This window comes from Clostridium felsineum DSM 794 (assembly GCF_002006355.2).
GTDB lineage: Bacteria > Bacillota > Clostridia > Clostridiales > Clostridiaceae > Clostridium_S > Clostridium_S felsineum.
The window spans coordinates 173444-190298 of the sequence record NZ_CP096980.1; the positions used below are offsets into that span (position 1 = coordinate 173444).

Consider the following 16855-nt stretch of genomic DNA (forward strand, 5'->3'; position numbering starts at 1 on the left):
AATAAAGGGGAGTATAATATGAACGTATTGAAGCTGAAGTTAAGTGTAACAAACGATTATTTATTAAAAATAGAAAATGAAAAATATGTACTTATAGATACAGGATATAAGGAAGACTGGGAACTTTTCAATAAAAGACTTGAAGAAAGTGGTATTAAAGTAGGTCAAATTTCATATGTAATACTAACACATCATCATGATGATCATGCAGGATTTCTGAGTTTATTAGTAAATAAAAATAAGGCTATTAAAGTTGTTATGTCAGATAAAACAAATGAACTTATTAAAGTAGGAGAAAATGATCAAACTCATGGTGGAGGTCTTTTAAACAAAAGAATAGAGTTTTTAATTAAATACAAAAATCTTTATGTTTCGAAGGTTTTAGGAGTAAAAAAGGAAAACAATTTTAAATTTCCTCCATATGAAAGTAGAGAAAATGATATTATTTTTAATAAAGAAGTTACGCTAAAAGAATTAGGCATAAATCTACCAGGCAAAATAATAGAAACTCCAGGACATACTATTGATTCGGTTTCCATATTGTTTGAAGATGGAGATTGTTTTGTTGGAGATGCAGCAGCTAGTATGCTTAGGTTCTGTGGAACTAAGAATTGTGTTATTTTTATTATGGATAAAAAGGAGTATTATGAGAGTTGGAATAAGATAATAAAATTAGGAAGTAAAAAAATATATCCTGCTCATGGCAAAGAGTTTTATATAGATAAGCTCAAGAAAAATATTTGGAAAAATTTATAATGTTCTAGGTTTGGAGGAGTAATATGAATTTTGAGGGTATCATTATAGCAGCAATTTCATTTATTATAATAGGATTATTTCATCCTATTGTAATAAAAATGGAATATTATTTTACAAAGAGGGTATGGCCTTTATTCTTGGTGTTAGGGGTTATTTTTATAGGAATTTCTTTAGTTCAGAAGCAAACAATAGTAGCTACTATTATGGGAGTTATTGGAGCAACATGTTTATGGAGCATTAAAGAAATATTTGAACAAGAAAAGAGAGTGGAAAAAGGCTGGTTTCCATCAAATTCTAAAAGAAAGTAATAAAAATAACTTAACAAGTGAGAATGAATACGTATACTATAGCTAAGTAAGGGTTTTTGGGGAGTAATAAATCTAGATTATTTTTTAGCAAGTTGAAGTAATTTTTAAGGGTTAGTAAAATATATGTATAGTATAGTTATTAAAGGGGGATTTAAAAATGTTAGGGAAATATAAAATACAAGCAATACTAGCTACTGCTTTCTTGTTATTTAGCACTTCAATTGTTAACGTTAACGGAAATTCTGTTAAAGCTGACTCTATAAGTAATGTACCTCAAAATGTTATCGTTCCAACTTTAGGGTATACAGATAATTCTGTTACTGTTATATGGGACAAACCAACCGACTATTCAAAAGTTGCAAGTTATGATGTTTATGTAAATAATTCTTTGGTAGCAAATACAAAGAAACTAAATTATACAGTTACTAATTTAAATCCTAATTCAAGTTATACATTTAAAGTTAGAGCTAAATACTCTGACAATACTGAATCACAGGATAGTACAGTTGTCACTCAAAAGACTGCTCCAGCTTCTCAAATTTTTGATGTAACTAAATATGGAGCTGTAGGAGATGGAAAAACTTTAAATACTGACAAAATTCAAGCGGCGATAAATGCTTGCACAGATGGAGGTACAGTTGTAATTCCACAGGGAACATTTTTATCAGGCGCTATTTATTTAAAAAGTAACATGTCACTTAGGATAGATGGAACACTTCTTGGCAGTGATAATCCTAGTGATTATGCATTTACAAGTAAGAGATTCCCATACTATTCAACTAGTAATTACATGGGATTAATAAATGCATATACAAGTAATTATGGAAGCATTTCAAATGTAAAAATATTTGGAAATGGTACTGTAAATGGAGGAACTTATGCAAGCGGAAACCTTACAAAATTGGGACAAGCTGAAACCAAATTAGAGGGAGATAAGGGAAGAGGAGATTTAATTACAGCCAAGGGCGTAACTGGTCTTTATCTTGGCGGAGTTAATATCGTAAATCCAGCTGAACATGCTATATTTATAAGCTATAGTAAAAATGTAACGGTAGATGGTATATCTGTTAAGACTTACGGCATACACAATGCAGATGGTATTGATTTAGCTAATAGTGATACAGCAAATATATTCAACAGCTATTTTGATAATGGAGATGATTGTATAAATCTTAATTCAGGCTATGGTCAAGATGCAGTTAAAGAGAATATGCCTGATAATAATATAAGAATATTCAACTCAAACACTGGTCGTGGTCATGGCGGTGTAGTTTTTGGTAGTTACACTGGCTCATGGATTCAAAATGTTTCTGTTGAGGATTGTGATTTTAATGGAACAAATATAGGACTTAGATTTAAGACAAGCAAAAACATAGGTGGAGGAGCTAGATTTGTAAAGGTAAGAGATATTACTATGGAGAACATTGTTAATGATGCAATATCTTTTGATAGTAATTATGGATTAACTCCTGTTGATAATCCAGCACCAGTACCTGGATATTTCCATGATATAGATGTATCAAATGTTACTTGTCAAAAGGCTGGTGGTTATGGAATATGGGTTAATGCACTTCCATCACAATATAATTCAAACATAAACTTAAACAATATTACATTAAACAGTTGTAAAAAGGGTGCATCTATAAATTATCTTCAAAACAGTACATTTACTGGGGTTAATTTTGTTAATAGTGGAGCAGCACCATGGACAAGTTCAAATACTAATAATGTTAATTACGTTAATTGTACACCAAGTCCTCAAGCAGCTAAAAAAGGCAAATAAGGAGATAGTAAAATGAATAACAAAAGATTAAAAAGTATTTTAGCAGCATCAATGTTTCTTTTTAGCATGACAGCATTTACAAACATTAAAGCCAATGCAAGTGTATTAATGAATCAACCTCAAAGCTTAGAGGTTCCAACTTTAGGATATACAGATACACAGGTGACACTTATATGGGATAAACCTGCTGATTATTCAAATGTTGCAAGCTATAATGTTTATAAGGATGGACAATTTGTAGCTAATACAACTAATCTTAATTATACAGTTACAGGTTTAAATCCAAGTACTAAATACAAATTTACAATTAAAGCAAGGCTTAAGGATAATACAGAATCAAAGGAGAGTAAGATTGTAGAGCAAAGAACAGCTAAAGACGCTCAGATTTTTGATGTAACTAAATATGGAGCAGTAGGAGATGGCAAAACTTTAAATACAGATAAGATTCAGGCTGCAATAAATGCTTGTACAGATGGCGGAATTGTTGTTATTCCACAAGGAACCTTTTTATCAGGAGCACTTAATTTAAAAAGTAACATGTCACTTAGAATAGATGGAACACTTCTTGGAAGTGATAACCCTGATGATTATGCATTTACAAGCAAGAGATTTCCATACTATTCAACTAATAATTATATGGGACTTATAAATGCTTACACTGAAAATTATGGTAGTATATCGAATGTAAAAGTTTATGGGAGCGGTACTGTAAGTGGTGGAAGTTATAATGGAGGAAAGCTTACTACGCTTGGACAGATTCAAACAAATTTAAAGGGAGACAAGGGTAGAAGTGATTTAATTACAGCAAAAGGTGTAAATGGTTTTTATCTTGGAGGACTTACTTTAATAAATCCATCTGAACATACTATATTTGTAAGTTATAGTAAGAAGATAACTGTAGATGGAATTTCAGCAAAGACATATGGAATTCATAATGCAGATGGTATTGACATAGCTACAAGTCAGCACACTAACATATTTAACAGTTATTTCGATAATGGAGATGATTGTATAAATCTTAATGCAGGCTATGGACAAGATGCTGTAAATGATCCAAATTCAGCAGACAGTTATTTAAGAATATTCGATTGTACAACTAAAAGAGGACACGGTGGAGTAGTTTTCGGAAGTTATACTGGTGCGTGGATTAAAGATGTTTCTGTTGAAGATTGTGATTTTAATGGAACAAATATAGGTCTTCGTTTTAAAACCAGTAAAGAGATAGGCGGAGGAACTAAAAATGTTGTTGTAAGGGATGTTACTATGGAAAACATAGTTAATGATGCAATATCCTTTGATAGCAATTATGGATTAACACAGGTTGATAAACCAGCAGCTGTTCCAGGATATTTTAAAAATGTTAATATATCAAATGTTACATGTAAGGGTGCTGGTGGCTATGGAATATGGGCAAATGCTCTCCCAAGTCAGTACAACTCGAATATACAGCTAAATAACATAAATTTAGATTCATGTAAGAATGGCGCATCAATAAATTATTTGAAGAACAGTGTGTTTAATAACGTTACATTTACAAATAGTGGAGTTAATCCATGGACAAGTTCTAATACAACAAATGTTAAATACATTAACTGTTCACCACAAAATTAATAAATAGTATTTATATTTAAAGACAGCATTTATAACGAGTATAGATGCTGTCTTTTTGATGTGTAAATATTGTAGTCACTATAAATTTAAGCTGTAATCAGAGTAAATAAATTGATATAATCATATATAATATTAAAAGTTTTAGGTGAACAAGTAGAGGAGAGTGTATTTGTGAAAAAGCGGTGGATAGTTTACATTATAATAGGGATTGTATTTGGCATATTTGATTTTTTTTATCAAGAAGTTACTGTAGGGGCATTAAAAAATTCGCATTTATTACTTTTTATAATAGATTGGGCAGTTTGGTTAGTTCCAGCTATACCTATAGTTATATATGAAACTAAAATTTCTAATTCTAGAAAAGCAGCGGTGTTTTCTAATGTTCTAGTGTGGAGCTTAGCAATTGTATCATACTCTCTATACATGATTTTCAAGCTGGTTTTTATAGGACAAACATCTATGAAATTTTTATACATATCTAATTATAGAGATAAATTTTATATTAGCAATGTGGAGAGCTTTTTTGTGGGTAGTGTTTGGACTGAAATTTATAGCTGGCTTCCTGTGGCTATAATTGGAGGGGCTGTTACAGGTTTTTTGATAAATTATTTATATTTAAGAATAAGGAAGCAAAGAATATAAATCCTAATTTTTGTATTATAAATGAGAGGTGAATACTATGTCGGTAATAAAGAATAAGTATCCTATATTAGAGCGTGATACAGACAAATTAGCGGTGATAATGGCAAATAGCGCAGGTGAAAAGAACTTACCACAAAAATGTGTTTTTGCTTTTTTAGGTGAGACTATTGAAAATTATGCTAGTAAAATTCACGCAATAAAAATAGATGAATACGAATCTATTATAAGAAGGTATCCAGTCTATAAAACAATATATAAGGGAGAAAAGGTGTGTTTCTGTGAGTCTCCAGTTGGTGCGGCGGCTTCAGTTCAGATGTTAGAATTTTTAATATCAAGAGGAGTCAATGAAATTATAGCCTGTGGTAGTGCTGGTGCTCTTCTTGATTTTGATGAAAATGAAGTAATAATACCAGTAAAAGCACTAAGAGACGAAGGAACTTCTTATCATTATTTAGAGCCATCAAGGGAGATTGGACTTAATTCTAAAGCAATTGAAGCTATTAAAAAGGCAAGTAATAAACTAGGGCTTAAGTATGTAGAGGGAAAAACTTGGTCAACAGATGGATTTTTTCGTGAAACTAGAGAAATGGTTAAGTATAGGATAGAAGAAGGCTGTATAGTAGTTGAGATGGAATGTTCTGCTTTAGCTGCTTGTGCTAGTTTTAGAAATAGTGTATTTGGACAAATCCTTTTTACTGCGGATACTTTAGCAAATTTAGATAGCTATGATAGAAGAGCTTTTGGAATTTCAGCACATGAGATGGTTTTGAAATTGGCTTTTGAAGCTGTTACCATGTAGGAGTGGGTTACACAACTAATTAGTTGTACAATACCCATCCTTAGGAAGTTTAATTTTAGTCTTCATTAATAATTTCTATAATATCTCCTGCTTTGATTCTTCCACCAGTTATTACTCTGGTAAATATACCTTCTTTAGGCATTATGCATTGACCAACTTTATTTTTTATGGCACATCCAGTATGGCATTCTTTACCTATTTGAGTTACTTCATGAATAGTTCGTCCAATTTTTAATTTAGTTCCAACAGGAAGTGTGTATAATACTATACCTTCTGTAGTTATGTTCTCGGCAAATTTTCCAAAGCTTAAATCCATAACGCCCAGAGCTGTCATTTTATCTATACTTTCCTTTGCTAAAAGGCTCACCTGTCTATGCCATTTTCCAGCATGAGCATCATCCTTAAGCCCATAATCTTCAATAAATTCACCTTCATTAATGGGAGTTTTTACTACTCCTTTTTTGTCGCTAATGTTAATTGATACGACTTTTGCCATAATGCATTTCTCCTTATTTATATTCTTTATAAAAATCTCCGCTTCTTCCGCCAGTTTTTTTTACTAGAGTTATATTATCAATAATCATTTCCTTATCAACTGCTTTGCACATATCATAAATAGTTAGAGCAGCAGCTGATACTGCTGATAGTGCTTCCATTTCAATACCAGTCTTTCCTACAGTTGAAACTTCAGCTTCTATTTCAATATAGTTATCAAAAATTTTAAAGTTAATATCTGAACCTGTGATTATAATATTATGACACATAGGAATCAGATCAGCTGTTTTTTTTGCCCCCATTATTCCAGCAACTTGAGCGACAGCTAGAACATCTCCCTTTTTTATACCATTGTCTTTAATTAATTTAATAGTTTCTTTTTGTAATCGTATTTTTCCCTTTGCTACAGCAGTTCTAACAGTGTCTTTTTTTTCGCTTACGTTTACCATTCTAGCTCTGCCATTATCATTAAAATGTGTTAACTCCATAAAGTTATCCTCCTATTTCTGACATTTGCCTATATATATACCTGCCATCTTCCAAATAATGTTCTTTAGGTTTGTTAATTATTATATCCTGTATAAAATCATCAATATTTTTTCCTGCTAATATTAACTTTCTAATATCAAACTCTGTATTAGAATGAAGACAGGGTTTGAGTTTACCATCAGCTGTAAGCCTAATTCTATTACAGTTACTACAAAATTTACAGGATATAGGATTTATAAGTCCAATACGTCCTTTGGCACTAGGTAAACTATAGTATTTTGCTGGTGATGATATATCTAGTGGTGCTACTTCAATTAAGTTAGGAACCTTTTTAAAAACTATATGGTTATTAAGGTACTTTGAAAGTGACCAATCTTTAAGTGTTCCTATAGGCATAAGTTCAATAAATCGTACATCTATATCTTCATATTTAGTTAAATTAATAAAGCTTATAATGTCTTCTTCATTAAAGTTCTTCATTAATACTACATTTAGTTTTATAGGAGATAGACCAGCTTTTTTAGCAGCTTCGATTCCCTTTAAAACCATTTTTAGACTACCACCTTTTGTTATCTCAAAATACTTTTTTGAATCTAAGGTATCAAGACTTACGTTTACGCGATTAAGTCCAGCAGACTTTAAATCTTTAGCATATTTACTTAATAGCAGTCCATTAGTAGTCATAGCTAAATCTTTTATGCCATCTATTTCGTGAATTTTTTCAACTATTGTAAGAATATCATTTCTTACAAGCGGCTCACCGCCAGTTATACGTACTTTATCTACGCCAGTTTTAACAAAGCCCTTTACAATTGTACATATTTCTTCTAATGTAATATTATTATTTTTTTTATTTGAGATTGTATATGGTCTACAGTATTTACAATTTAGATTGCAATTGTCTGTAACAGATACTCTTAAATAATTTATTTTTCTACCATAAGAATCAAGCATACGTCCCTCTTTTCTCACAAAGTTTTACCTTTAGTATTTAAAAATCTATATAATTCTGCTTTTGTATTAATATTAGTGAACATCTCTAAATTATTAGAGTATGCCCTTGCTTCATATTCTTCAACATAAAAGGTATCTATACTGTCAACTAGAGACAGCATAGATTTCTTGTTCCCTTTTAATAGATTTTCTATTGTATTTATAATACTTATATTATAAAAAGCATTAAAGGGTTCAATACCTTTATTAGTTTTTGTAATACAAGCATTACTTTTCTTTTCAAGGAGTTTTTTTTTCATAAATCTTATATAAGGAAGACTTACGTTAGGCATATCACAAGCAATAAAATAAGCATATTCACTTTGACTACTTTTAAGAGCTGAATGAATACCAGATAAAGGTCCCATAGAGGGAAGTTCATCAGTTTTTATTCTAAATGGTGGATTGCTATATTTATAAGGTTTATTAGTAATAACTAAAACGTCATTAAATTCTTTTTTTAGGATTTCATAAAGAACATCTACAATAACGTTATTTTGTATTTCCATGAATTGCTTATCGAAGCCCATACGACTACTTTTACCACCGGCTAATATGACTGCAGTACCAAAATATTTCATTTTTTAAATTTACACCATTCTTCCTAAGCTTTCAGCAGTTTTATTTCTTTTTTCATCTATGATTTCCTTTAGTTTATCAGCTTCTATAAAATTAAGAGCTTTTGTTGGGCATACCTCTACGCAAGCAGGACCTCTTTCTCTACCATCACATAAATCACATTTGTTTGCAATAACTCGTCCTTTATTTTCGAGAGTTCCTTCATTTTTTTGTTTAAGTCCAGCTTGTAATACTATTTTACCATCTTTTTTATCTTCAATCATATCTATTGCACCAAAAGGACAGGCCACAACACAAGATTTACAGCCTATACAGGTATCTTCATTTATTAATATTTTTCCGTCCTTGTTATATATTGAACCATTTGGACATGCATTTGCACAAGGAGCATCTTCGCAATGTCTACATTGAATAGGTGCACTTACATTATCAGTTTTTATAACCTTAAGGCGAGGATTAAATTTTAAGAGATCTTTTTTCTTTACTAATATGTCACCATCAGAGTGTGCCATAACACAAGCAGCTTCACAGGTTCTACATCCTATACATTTTTTTGAATTTGCTATTACAAAACTATTCATTTTTTTTCCTCCTTAAACTATCTTTTTGTATATTGTGTGTGTAATAAATGATGAGATTTTTTGCCTAAAGGCGCTCCAAGAAATTCTTTATAAATCTTCTTTACATAAGGGTTTTCATGGGATTTCCTTATAGGTAGATTTTTATCATGTTCAAACATAGAGGTTCTTCTACTTATATAAGCTTTTTCTCTATCCTCTACGGTAAAGAATTTAGGCTGTCCACCACCACTAATACAGCCTTTTGGGCAAGTCATTACTTCTATAAAATGATATTTACACATACCATTTTTAACACTTTCTAAAATTTGAACTATATTCTTAAGACCACATACAACAGCCACTTTAAGAGTAATATTTCCAATTGTAATAGAGGCATCTATAATCCCTTCTGTTCCTCTAACCTCCTCTAGATCAAGTTTTGGAATTTCTTCTTTTGTGATTAGGGAATACCCCGTTCTTAATGCTGCTTCCATAACACCGCCTGTGACTCCGAAGATATTACCAGCACCACTATATTTTCCAAGGGGAGTATCAAAATTTTCATCTTTTAAGTTTTTAAAATCTATTCCTTTTGCCTTTATTAATTGGGCAAGTTCTCTTGTTGTAATAATAGCATCTACATCTTTATAGCCGCTTGCTATCATTTCTGGTCTGTCACACTCAAACTGTTTGCAGGTACAGGGCATTACTGCAACGCTGTATATTTTTTCACTTTTAACACTATCAAGTTTAGCGCCATAGGTTTTAAATATTGAACCTGCCATTTGTTGAGGTGATCTGCAACTTGAAAGGTGGTTTAAAAGTTCTGGATAAGTTTGTTCTATATATTTTACCCATGCAGGACAACAGGAAGTAAACATTGGAAGATTTTCTCCTGAGGTAACTCTACGTACAAGTTCACTTCCCTCTTCCATAATAGTTAAATCTGCTGCAAAATTTGTATCATATACTTTGTCAAAGTTAAGTAGACGAAGAGCAGCGGCAAGTTTCCCTGGAGTTAGACTTCCAGAGGGAAAACCAAATTCTTCTGCTAAAGAGACTCTAACAGCTGGTGCACATTGAACTATTTTATAAAGTTCTTTATCTTTTAGTTTTACTTCAACATCTGTTATTTTTCCTTCATAAAAAGCTGCGAACATTGGCTCATTAACTGTTTTAAGTATTTTTCTTTCATTTTTTTTCTGTTCTGTATACATGGAGTAAGATGAACAAATTTGTACACATTGTCCACAGGAAACGCAAATATCACTATCAATATTTTGAGGCTCTCCCTTTTTTCCTTTTATAGCATTTACAGGACAAACTATTTTGCATTGCTCACATCCTGTACATAAATTTTTATCTATTTTAACCAATGTGAAGCCTCTTTCTATTTAATTAAAGTTTTAGTGTATAACCTAGATAGCAGGTAAGTTTTCTACTGCTATACTGTTTTTGGATTTCTTATCTTCATCAACATTAAAAACTCTCAATGCTTTTTTAGGACAGGCTTTTACACAAGCTTGTTCATCTTTTGCTTTACACATATCACATTTTAAAGCTACATTTTTTCCTTGTTCATTTTTGCCTATTTCAATTGCACCAAAAGGGCATGCAACGGTACAAAGTTTACACCCAACGCACTTGCTTTCATCAACTACAATTATATTATCTTCTTCTCTAATTGCACCTAAGGCACATGCTTTTGCACAAGGTGCGTCTTCACAATGTCTGCATTGCACAGGGGCTTTTCCTTCATTAGTTTTTATAACATGAATTCTTGATACTAAATTTTTTCTCATATTGCCGATAGTAGTTTCTTGGCTATTGTGTGCCTTATGACATGCCATTTCACACATTTTACACCCAACACATTTTTTAGCGTCTGCTATTACAAAAGAATTACATTTCATAGTTTTTCACCACCTAATTATTTTCAATTCTAAAATTATTAGCATATATATTCATTTTATTTCCACGTACAAAGCCCACTAAAGTTATATTAAGCTGATTAGCTAATGCCACAGAAAGACTTGTGGGTGCAGACTTTGAGATTATTATTGGAATTTCAAGCTTTGCTGCCTTTAATATCATTTCAAGGGAGACTCGTCCGCTTAATATTACTATTTTATCTTTTAAATAAAGTTTTTTAACAATAGCTTCACCAATTACTTTATCAAGGGCATTATGTCTTGCTACGTCCTCATATACTATAAGCATATCTTTATTACTACAAAGAGCAACGCAATGAACTCCTCCAGTTTTTTTAAATACTTCTGAATAATCAAGATCTTTCTTCATAAACTCGAAGATTTTAGAAACGGAAATAGTAGTATTACTTTCTACAGGGTTACAGTTTAATGACTTTAAAAAATTTTGAATTCCTGTTGTATTGTTGGATTTTATATTTTCTAAATCTATTTTTTTAGAAAAGAACCTTTCTTCGCTAACTCCATTTTGTGTAGATACATAAGCCATGCCTTTTTCTTCGTTTAAATCTATAGAACTGATATCATCAATACTTTTTATTAAACCTTCTGTTCTTAAAAAACCTATAGCTAATGATTTTAAGTTTTCGGGGCTGCAAAGAAGGGTTGCAAGTTTTTTCTTATTCAAAAATATGGTCAATGGATATTCACGAACTAAAAGCTCATCTATTTGGGATTCTCTTCTATCTTCTATTTTATAAACTTTACATGTTTGTGTTTTATTCATTTTGAAAACTTCTCTCTTTTATAAATTTTTCTTCTATAAAGCCTGCTATTTTTTCTATGTCGTTTATATCTAACTGAATTAAATTAATATCTAGAGCCTCATTTGTAGCGATTGCTACAAATGAGTTCTTATTTTTTGCAGTACTATAAATTAATTCGGAATTTACTTCTTTTCTATAGACTTCTATTTTAGGATAATCATTATTTTTATAGCCTTCTATTATTATTAAATCTTGGTAGCCAAACATTGAAATAATATCTTTAAGTTCTTTTTCTTCTTTTAAGTTTTCAATTAGTGCTAATTTGTCCTTTGAAGACACTATTGTTACATCTGCACCTGCTTTTGAAAATCTATAGCTATCTTTTCCTTCTTTATCAATTTCAAATTTATGAGCATCATGTTTTAGAACACCAATACTATAATTTCTAGTTTTTAGAACTTTAATAATACCTTCTATAAGAGTTGTTTTACCTGTATTTGATTGCTTAGCGATTATTGAAACTATAGGGACAGTTCCTTTTTTAAAATAAATACTTTCCATATAAAAATTCTCCTACATTAGCTTTATTACTTTCTTTTGGCAGTATTACTACACCATTGGCCTTTGTTGAAGTCATTAATGCATTAGAACTTTGAGAGCCAATTTTGTAGGCAATATTTTTTCCGTTTTTATTTTCAATTCTTACAAGTATGTATTTATCTCTTCCGGTTTTTCCTTTGAAACAATCACCTAACATTACAGGAAAAAGTTCTTTTTTATTGTATTTATTCATTATTTTTTCTATAGCAGGTTTTATAAATTCCTCAAAGGTTATTAATGCTGATAATGGGTTGCCAGGTAGACTAAAAATGTATTTATTATTAAATTTCCAAAAGCTTATTGGTTTTCCTGGTTTAATTGCTACTGAGGAAAATAGTTCTTCACAATTAAGTTCTCCTAAGACCTGAGAAGTAAAATCATAATCTCCAACAGAAGCGCCACCTGAAGTTATTATAATATCTGAAGCTTCAAGAGCGTTTTTTATACTATTTTTTAGTACTTCTTTTTCATCCTTAATAATCCCATAGGATAAGCTTTTAGCACCTGTTTTTGCTATTAGTGCTTTTAAAGTATGTTCGTTACTATTTCTTATTTTTCCTAAGGTAAGATTGTTAGTTATATCAACTAATTCATCACCAGTTATAATAAGGCATACTACGGGCTTTTTATATACATTTACTGAGCTATAACCTAAAGATGCAAGCATTCCAATTTCCATTGGCCTAATACATTGATTTTTCTTTAAAGCAATTTGTCCTACTTCTATTTCCTCACCTTTTTTTATTATGTTTAGACCTTCTGATAAATTTTCAGGTACAGTAAGTTTAGAACCATTTACTTTAACCTTTTCGATTTGTATAACACAATCTGCGCCTGCTGGAACAGGGGCACCTGTCATGATTTTATAGGCTTCACCATTATGGACAACTCCATTAAAAAAATCGCCAGCCTTTATTGTTTTAATTATATTAAAGGTTAAATTCTCTTTTGTAGTGTCAGAACTTTTTATTGCGTATCCATCCATGGCTGATTTATTAAAGGGAGGCAAATAATCCTTTGAATATATATCATCTGCTAAAACCATATCTAATGAGTTTTCTAAAGAGACAGTTTCTGTTCCTATAGGTTTTACAGTATTTAAAATTAAGTTTAAAGCTTCTTCTTTTGAAATCATTTTATATCAATCCCCATATCTTTTCTTAGCTTAGAATACTTGTTTATTAATTCTTCTTCTGCTTTCTTTTGATTATCTATTCTTTCAACTCTAACAGCACAATATTTAAATTCTGGAGTTTTAGAAATTGGATCTAGGCTTCCTATTGTAAGTTCATTGCATGCACCAATCCACCATTGGTAAGTCATATAAGTTGCGCCTTTTTTAGTTCGTCCACTAATCCAAGCTCTGCTTATTACTTTACCCCTTTTTGATGAAACTGTTACTAATTCCTGATCTTTTATTCCAAGTTCTTTTGCATCTTCTATACTCATTTGAATATATCCTGGCTCATCAGCTAAATTTTGAAGCGCACGACAATTTCCTGTCATAGTTCTTACAGAATAATGACCTACTTCTCTAACTGTTGAAAGTACTAATGGATAGTCTTTACTAATTTTTTCAGCAGGTTCTCTCCACTCAGTTGCAAATAATTTACCCTTTCCATTTTCAGTGGCAAATTTGTTTTCAGCATATAGATAAGGAGTACCGTTATCCGCTTGTGATGTACAAGGCCATAAAACAGTTCCTTGCTTTTCCATTTTTTCATAACTTGCACCAGCGAATTTAGGTGAAAGACTTCTCATTTCATCCCAAATTTCTTTTGTATCCTTATATTTCATTGGATATCCCATAGCTGTTGAGATTAAAGAAATTATTTCCCAATCTGGTTTTGCATCGCCAATTGGATCTACTGCTTTTCTTATTCTTTGAAAGCCTCTATCAGCAGAGCTATAAACACCATCATGTTCACCCCAAGAGGTTGCTGGAAGTACAACATCAGCATGAAGGGCTGTTTTATTCATAAATATGTCTTGCACAATTACGAATTCCATCTTGTCTAATGCCTCACGAATTTCTTCTGCATCAGGATCACTCTGTACAGGATCTTCACCAAATATATAGTATGCTTTTAATTTGTCTTCCTCTAAAACTAGCTTTGGCACTTCAGTTAAAACATAACCATTTTCCTTTGGTAGTTTAACACCCCAAGCTTTTTCAAACTTTTCTCTAATTTTTTTATCTATAACCTTTTGATAGCCGGGGAAATAGTTTGGGAGAACTCCCATGTCACAAGTTCCTTGAACATTATTTTGACCTCTTACTGGTCCAATACCAACGCTTTCACGTCCAAAGTTTCCTGTTAGTAAAGCTATGGAGGCAAGACCTTTTACAACATCAACAGCTTGTGAAAATTGACACACTCCCATTCCGTAGAGAATCATAGCATTTTTTGCTTTAGCATAACTTCGCATAGCACGTCTTATATCTTCAGCTTTAACTCCTGTTATTTTTTCTGCATATTCTGGAGTGTATTTTGCTACTGTTTTTTTATATTCTTCAAAACCTTCAGTATAGTTTTTCACATACTCTTCATCATATAAGTTTTCTTCAATAAGTACATTTCCAAAAGAATTAACTATTGCCATATTAGTTCCATTGTTTAGTTGAAGCCATTGGTCTGAAAGTCTTACAGTATCTGTTTTTCTTGGATCTGTTACAATTACCTTTGCGCCATTAGATTTAGCTTCTACAATTCTTTTTGCAACAATCGGATGAGTTTCTGTAGGATTATAGCCAAATACAAATATTAAATCTGCATTGTTTATTTCAGGAATTGAGTTAGACATAGCACCATCACCTAAAGAATAACTAAGTCCTGCAACAGAGGGGCCGTGACAAACTCTTGCGCAATGGTCTATGTTATTTGTTCCTATAGCAGCTCTCATAAATTTTTGCATTACATAATTAGATTCATTTCCTGGTCCTCTTGCAGAACCTGTTCCCATTATTGCATCTGGTCCATATTTTGCTTTTATTTTTATTAGGTTTTCTGCTGTGAACTTTACAGCTTCATCCCAACTCACTTCTTCTAATTCACCATTTTTTCTGATCATTGGTTTCTTTATTCTTTTTGTTAAAAGCTGAGGATCATTTAAGAAGTCCCAACCATAGTATCCTTTTAAACATAAACTTCCTTTATTATTTGTTCCATCAGCTGGTTCTGCTCTTACAATTTCACCATCTTTAACAACTAGGTATAGGTTACATCCTGTGCCACAATAAGGACAGACTGTTAATACTTTTTTCTCCATGTCATTTATCTCCTTTTTCAATTTTATTAAAAACAAAAAACCAGCATAAACATACTTTCTCTGTGAAATAGCACGTTCATACTGGTTTATTTATAAGCTAAGATAAATCTTTCTTAAAAAATCTAACCATTTTAACTTTTATATTAACTTTATATTAATTTCTATTGTTCTTTCTTTATTTTTGAAATTATATATTTTCCAAGCATACTGAAAGCCTTGTCCTAATTCCGCTTTTACATCATCATAAAAGCTTTTTTCCAAATGAGGCTTCATAACCTTCCAGTAGTTAGTAACTAAATCTGTTGCTCCCTCATCTACCAATATTTCAGATAAGTTTGAAAGAATACCTTTTATTTCTATGTTGAAGTTGTTATCATCTATGATTTTTACTTTAACATAGTCTGGTCCTTTGCCTCTATAATGTTTTACTATTTTGACCACAAGTCTCTTTATTCTTTCTTGAAATTCAGTTTTTTCATATTTTTGTAACATAAATAACACTTCTTTTTACGTTAATAGCTATAAAAATTTCATTTTATAGTTTACTTCATTTTAATATTTTAGTCTGGATTAGTCAATTAGTATAAATCTAAAATTTACTCATAAAGTTTTATATAATTCTAAATTAATCCAAAAATTTATGATATTTTCTCATTTTCTCTAAAAATCGAAAGCTTTCTGTATTTTTTTGTTTATTGCAATTTTGATAAAATAAGCATAATATAATATTAAAGTTTTAAATATAGGAGGAAAAAATGATTAAAACGGCAATCTTGACTATTAGTGATAAGGGATATTCTAAGGAAAGAGAAGATTTAACAGGACCGTCAATAGCAAAAATTCTTCCTGAAGATTCCTATACAGTAGAATATTTTAAAATAATTCCCGATGAAAAGGATATTATTATAAAAGAATTAAAGCATTTATGTGATGATGTTAAAATCAATCTGATTTTGACTAATGGTGGTACTGGCTTTTCAAAACGAGATATTACTCCAGAAGCAACTCTTGAAGTGGTAGAAAAATTAACCCCAGGTTTTAATGAGGTTATGAGAGCCGAGTCATTAAAAATTACACCACATGCTATGCTTTCTAGAGCGGTAAGTGGTATACGCAAATCCAGTATAATAATAAATTTGCCGGGAAGTCCTAAAGGAGCTGTGGAAAATTTGCAAGCAATATTAAGTGCTATTCCTCATGGCGTGAAGATTTTGACAGGAGAAGCCTCTGAATGTGCTAAACTAAGAGAGTAATAAGAGTCTATTTTAAGTTGAT

At 31.2% G+C, this 16855-nt stretch carries 19 protein-coding genes; 7 read left to right on the forward strand and 12 right to left on the reverse strand.

Annotated elements, in window-relative coordinates; genetic code table 11:
• Positions 1 to 18: 18 nt before the first annotated feature.
• From CLFE_RS00885 to CLFE_RS00910, 6 genes are all read left to right on the forward strand, one after another.
• Positions 19 to 756, forward strand: coding sequence for an MBL fold metallo-hydrolase (locus CLFE_RS00885; RefSeq protein WP_077850982.1), 738 nt, complete (start codon positions 19 to 21; stop codon positions 754 to 756).
• Positions 757 to 779: 23 nt separating this feature from the next.
• Complete coding sequence (locus tag CLFE_RS00890; protein ID WP_077833561.1) at positions 780 to 1064, forward strand: DUF4491 family protein; 285 nt, start codon at positions 780 to 782, stop codon at positions 1062 to 1064.
• Positions 1065 to 1221: 157 nt separating this feature from the next.
• Positions 1222 to 2847 carry a glycosyl hydrolase family 28 protein gene (locus CLFE_RS00895; protein ID WP_077895139.1) on the forward strand — a complete coding sequence of 542 codons (1626 nt, stop codon included), beginning with the start codon at positions 1222 to 1224 and terminating at the stop codon, positions 2845 to 2847.
• A gap of 12 nt (positions 2848 to 2859) precedes the next feature.
• Positions 2860 to 4458, forward strand: coding sequence for a glycosyl hydrolase family 28 protein (locus CLFE_RS00900; protein ID WP_077895138.1), 1599 nt, complete (start codon positions 2860 to 2862; stop codon positions 4456 to 4458).
• Between the two features lie 171 nt (positions 4459 to 4629).
• Positions 4630 to 5100, forward strand: a complete 471-nt coding sequence (locus CLFE_RS00905; RefSeq protein ID WP_077895137.1) for a hypothetical protein — start codon at positions 4630 to 4632, stop codon at positions 5098 to 5100.
• Positions 5101 to 5137: 37 nt separating this feature from the next.
• Positions 5138 to 5899: a nucleoside phosphorylase gene (locus CLFE_RS00910; protein WP_077833557.1), complete on the forward strand. Its 762-nt coding sequence runs from the start codon at positions 5138 to 5140 to the stop codon at positions 5897 to 5899.
• A 55-nt stretch (positions 5900 to 5954) separates the two neighbouring features.
• On the opposite strand, the gene CLFE_RS00915 is transcribed toward CLFE_RS00910, so the two are convergent.
• The 12 genes from CLFE_RS00915 to CLFE_RS00970 form a co-directional block, all read right to left on the reverse strand.
• Entirely contained in the window at positions 5955 to 6395 is a 441-nt protein-coding gene (locus tag CLFE_RS00915) for an MOSC domain-containing protein (protein WP_077833556.1), read from the reverse strand.
• Between the two features lie 13 nt (positions 6396 to 6408).
• Entirely contained in the window at positions 6409 to 6882 is a 474-nt protein-coding gene (gene moaC, locus CLFE_RS00920) for a cyclic pyranopterin monophosphate synthase MoaC (protein WP_077895136.1), read from the reverse strand.
• Between the two features lie 4 nt (positions 6883 to 6886).
• Positions 6887 to 7837, reverse strand: coding sequence for a GTP 3',8-cyclase MoaA (gene moaA, locus CLFE_RS00925; protein WP_077895135.1), 951 nt, complete (start codon positions 7835 to 7837; stop codon positions 6887 to 6889).
• Between the two features lie 14 nt (positions 7838 to 7851).
• Entirely contained in the window at positions 7852 to 8457 is a 606-nt protein-coding gene (locus CLFE_RS00930; protein WP_077895134.1) for a molybdenum cofactor guanylyltransferase, read from the reverse strand.
• 9 nt (positions 8458 to 8466) lie between these two features.
• Complete coding sequence (locus CLFE_RS00935) at positions 8467 to 9036, reverse strand: 4Fe-4S dicluster domain-containing protein (protein WP_077895133.1); 570 nt, start codon at positions 9034 to 9036, stop codon at positions 8467 to 8469.
• 17 nt (positions 9037 to 9053) lie between these two features.
• On the reverse strand, positions 9054 to 10409 hold the full coding sequence (locus tag CLFE_RS00940) for a [FeFe] hydrogenase, group A (protein ID WP_077895132.1): 1356 nt from the start codon (positions 10407 to 10409) through the stop codon (positions 9054 to 9056).
• Positions 10410 to 10433: 24 nt separating this feature from the next.
• Positions 10434 to 10928, reverse strand: a complete 495-nt coding sequence (locus tag CLFE_RS00945) for a 4Fe-4S dicluster domain-containing protein (RefSeq protein ID WP_077895131.1) — start codon at positions 10926 to 10928, stop codon at positions 10434 to 10436.
• Between the two features lie 13 nt (positions 10929 to 10941).
• Complete coding sequence (gene fdhD / locus CLFE_RS00950; RefSeq protein WP_077895130.1) at positions 10942 to 11730, reverse strand: formate dehydrogenase accessory sulfurtransferase FdhD; 789 nt, start codon at positions 11728 to 11730, stop codon at positions 10942 to 10944.
• Positions 11723 to 12271 (reverse strand): molybdopterin-guanine dinucleotide biosynthesis protein B, encoded by a 549-nt coding sequence (mobB, locus tag CLFE_RS00955; RefSeq protein ID WP_077833548.1) that lies wholly within the window; start codon positions 12269 to 12271, stop codon positions 11723 to 11725. The genes fdhD and mobB overlap by 8 nt, the downstream gene beginning before the upstream one ends.
• The gene (locus CLFE_RS00960) at positions 12252 to 13445 is read right to left on the reverse strand and encodes a molybdopterin molybdotransferase MoeA (RefSeq protein WP_077895129.1); all 1194 of its coding nucleotides are present in this window, start codon (positions 13443 to 13445) and stop codon (positions 12252 to 12254) included. Before CLFE_RS00960 ends, mobB begins: the two co-directional genes overlap by 20 nt.
• Positions 13442 to 15580, reverse strand: a complete 2139-nt coding sequence (gene fdhF / locus CLFE_RS00965; RefSeq protein ID WP_077895128.1) for a formate dehydrogenase subunit alpha — start codon at positions 15578 to 15580, stop codon at positions 13442 to 13444. The genes CLFE_RS00960 and fdhF overlap by 4 nt, the downstream gene beginning before the upstream one ends.
• Before the next feature lie 138 nt (positions 15581 to 15718).
• Entirely contained in the window at positions 15719 to 16072 is a 354-nt protein-coding gene (locus CLFE_RS00970) for a Na-translocating system protein MpsC family protein (protein WP_077833545.1), read from the reverse strand.
• 263 nt (positions 16073 to 16335) lie between these two features.
• Here CLFE_RS00970 and CLFE_RS00975 point away from each other — a divergent pair, with 263 nt between their 5' ends.
• A complete protein-coding gene (locus CLFE_RS00975) occupies positions 16336 to 16833 on the forward strand; it encodes a MogA/MoaB family molybdenum cofactor biosynthesis protein (protein ID WP_077833544.1) in 498 nt (165 codons plus the stop codon).
• Positions 16834 to 16855: the final 22 nt, after the last annotated feature.

Excerpts from the sequence above, each read along its gene's own strand:
- fdhF (WP_077895128.1), bottom strand. The coding sequence starts at position 15,580 with ATGGAGAAAAAAGTATTAACAGTCTGTCCTTATTGTGGCACAGGATGT.
- CLFE_RS00895 (WP_077895139.1), top strand. The coding sequence starts at position 1,222 with ATGTTAGGGAAATATAAAATACAAGCAATACTAGCTACTGCTTTCTTG.
- CLFE_RS00915 (WP_077833556.1), bottom strand. The coding sequence starts at position 6,395 with ATGGCAAAAGTCGTATCAATTAACATTAGCGACAAAAAAGGAGTAGTA.
- moaA (WP_077895135.1), bottom strand. The coding sequence starts at position 7,837 with ATGCTTGATTCTTATGGTAGAAAAATAAATTATTTAAGAGTATCTGTT.
- mobB (WP_077833548.1), bottom strand. The coding sequence starts at position 12,271 with ATGGAAAGTATTTATTTTAAAAAAGGAACTGTCCCTATAGTTTCAATA.
- fdhD (WP_077895130.1), bottom strand. The coding sequence starts at position 11,730 with ATGAATAAAACACAAACATGTAAAGTTTATAAAATAGAAGATAGAAGA.
- CLFE_RS00970 (WP_077833545.1), bottom strand. The coding sequence starts at position 16,072 with ATGTTACAAAAATATGAAAAAACTGAATTTCAAGAAAGAATAAAGAGA.
- CLFE_RS00900 (WP_077895138.1), top strand. The coding sequence starts at position 2,860 with ATGAATAACAAAAGATTAAAAAGTATTTTAGCAGCATCAATGTTTCTT.
- CLFE_RS00910 (WP_077833557.1), top strand. The coding sequence starts at position 5,138 with ATGTCGGTAATAAAGAATAAGTATCCTATATTAGAGCGTGATACAGAC.
- CLFE_RS00975 (WP_077833544.1), top strand. The coding sequence starts at position 16,336 with ATGATTAAAACGGCAATCTTGACTATTAGTGATAAGGGATATTCTAAG.
- CLFE_RS00930 (WP_077895134.1), bottom strand. The coding sequence starts at position 8,457 with ATGAAATATTTTGGTACTGCAGTCATATTAGCCGGTGGTAAAAGTAGT.
- CLFE_RS00890 (WP_077833561.1), top strand. The coding sequence starts at position 780 with ATGAATTTTGAGGGTATCATTATAGCAGCAATTTCATTTATTATAATA.
- moaC (WP_077895136.1), bottom strand. The coding sequence starts at position 6,882 with ATGGAGTTAACACATTTTAATGATAATGGCAGAGCTAGAATGGTAAAC.
- CLFE_RS00945 (WP_077895131.1), bottom strand. The coding sequence starts at position 10,928 with ATGAAATGTAATTCTTTTGTAATAGCAGACGCTAAAAAATGTGTTGGG.
- CLFE_RS00935 (WP_077895133.1), bottom strand. The coding sequence starts at position 9,036 with ATGAATAGTTTTGTAATAGCAAATTCAAAAAAATGTATAGGATGTAGA.
- CLFE_RS00885 (WP_077850982.1), top strand. The coding sequence starts at position 19 with ATGAACGTATTGAAGCTGAAGTTAAGTGTAACAAACGATTATTTATTA.
- CLFE_RS00960 (WP_077895129.1), bottom strand. The coding sequence starts at position 13,445 with ATGATTTCAAAAGAAGAAGCTTTAAACTTAATTTTAAATACTGTAAAA.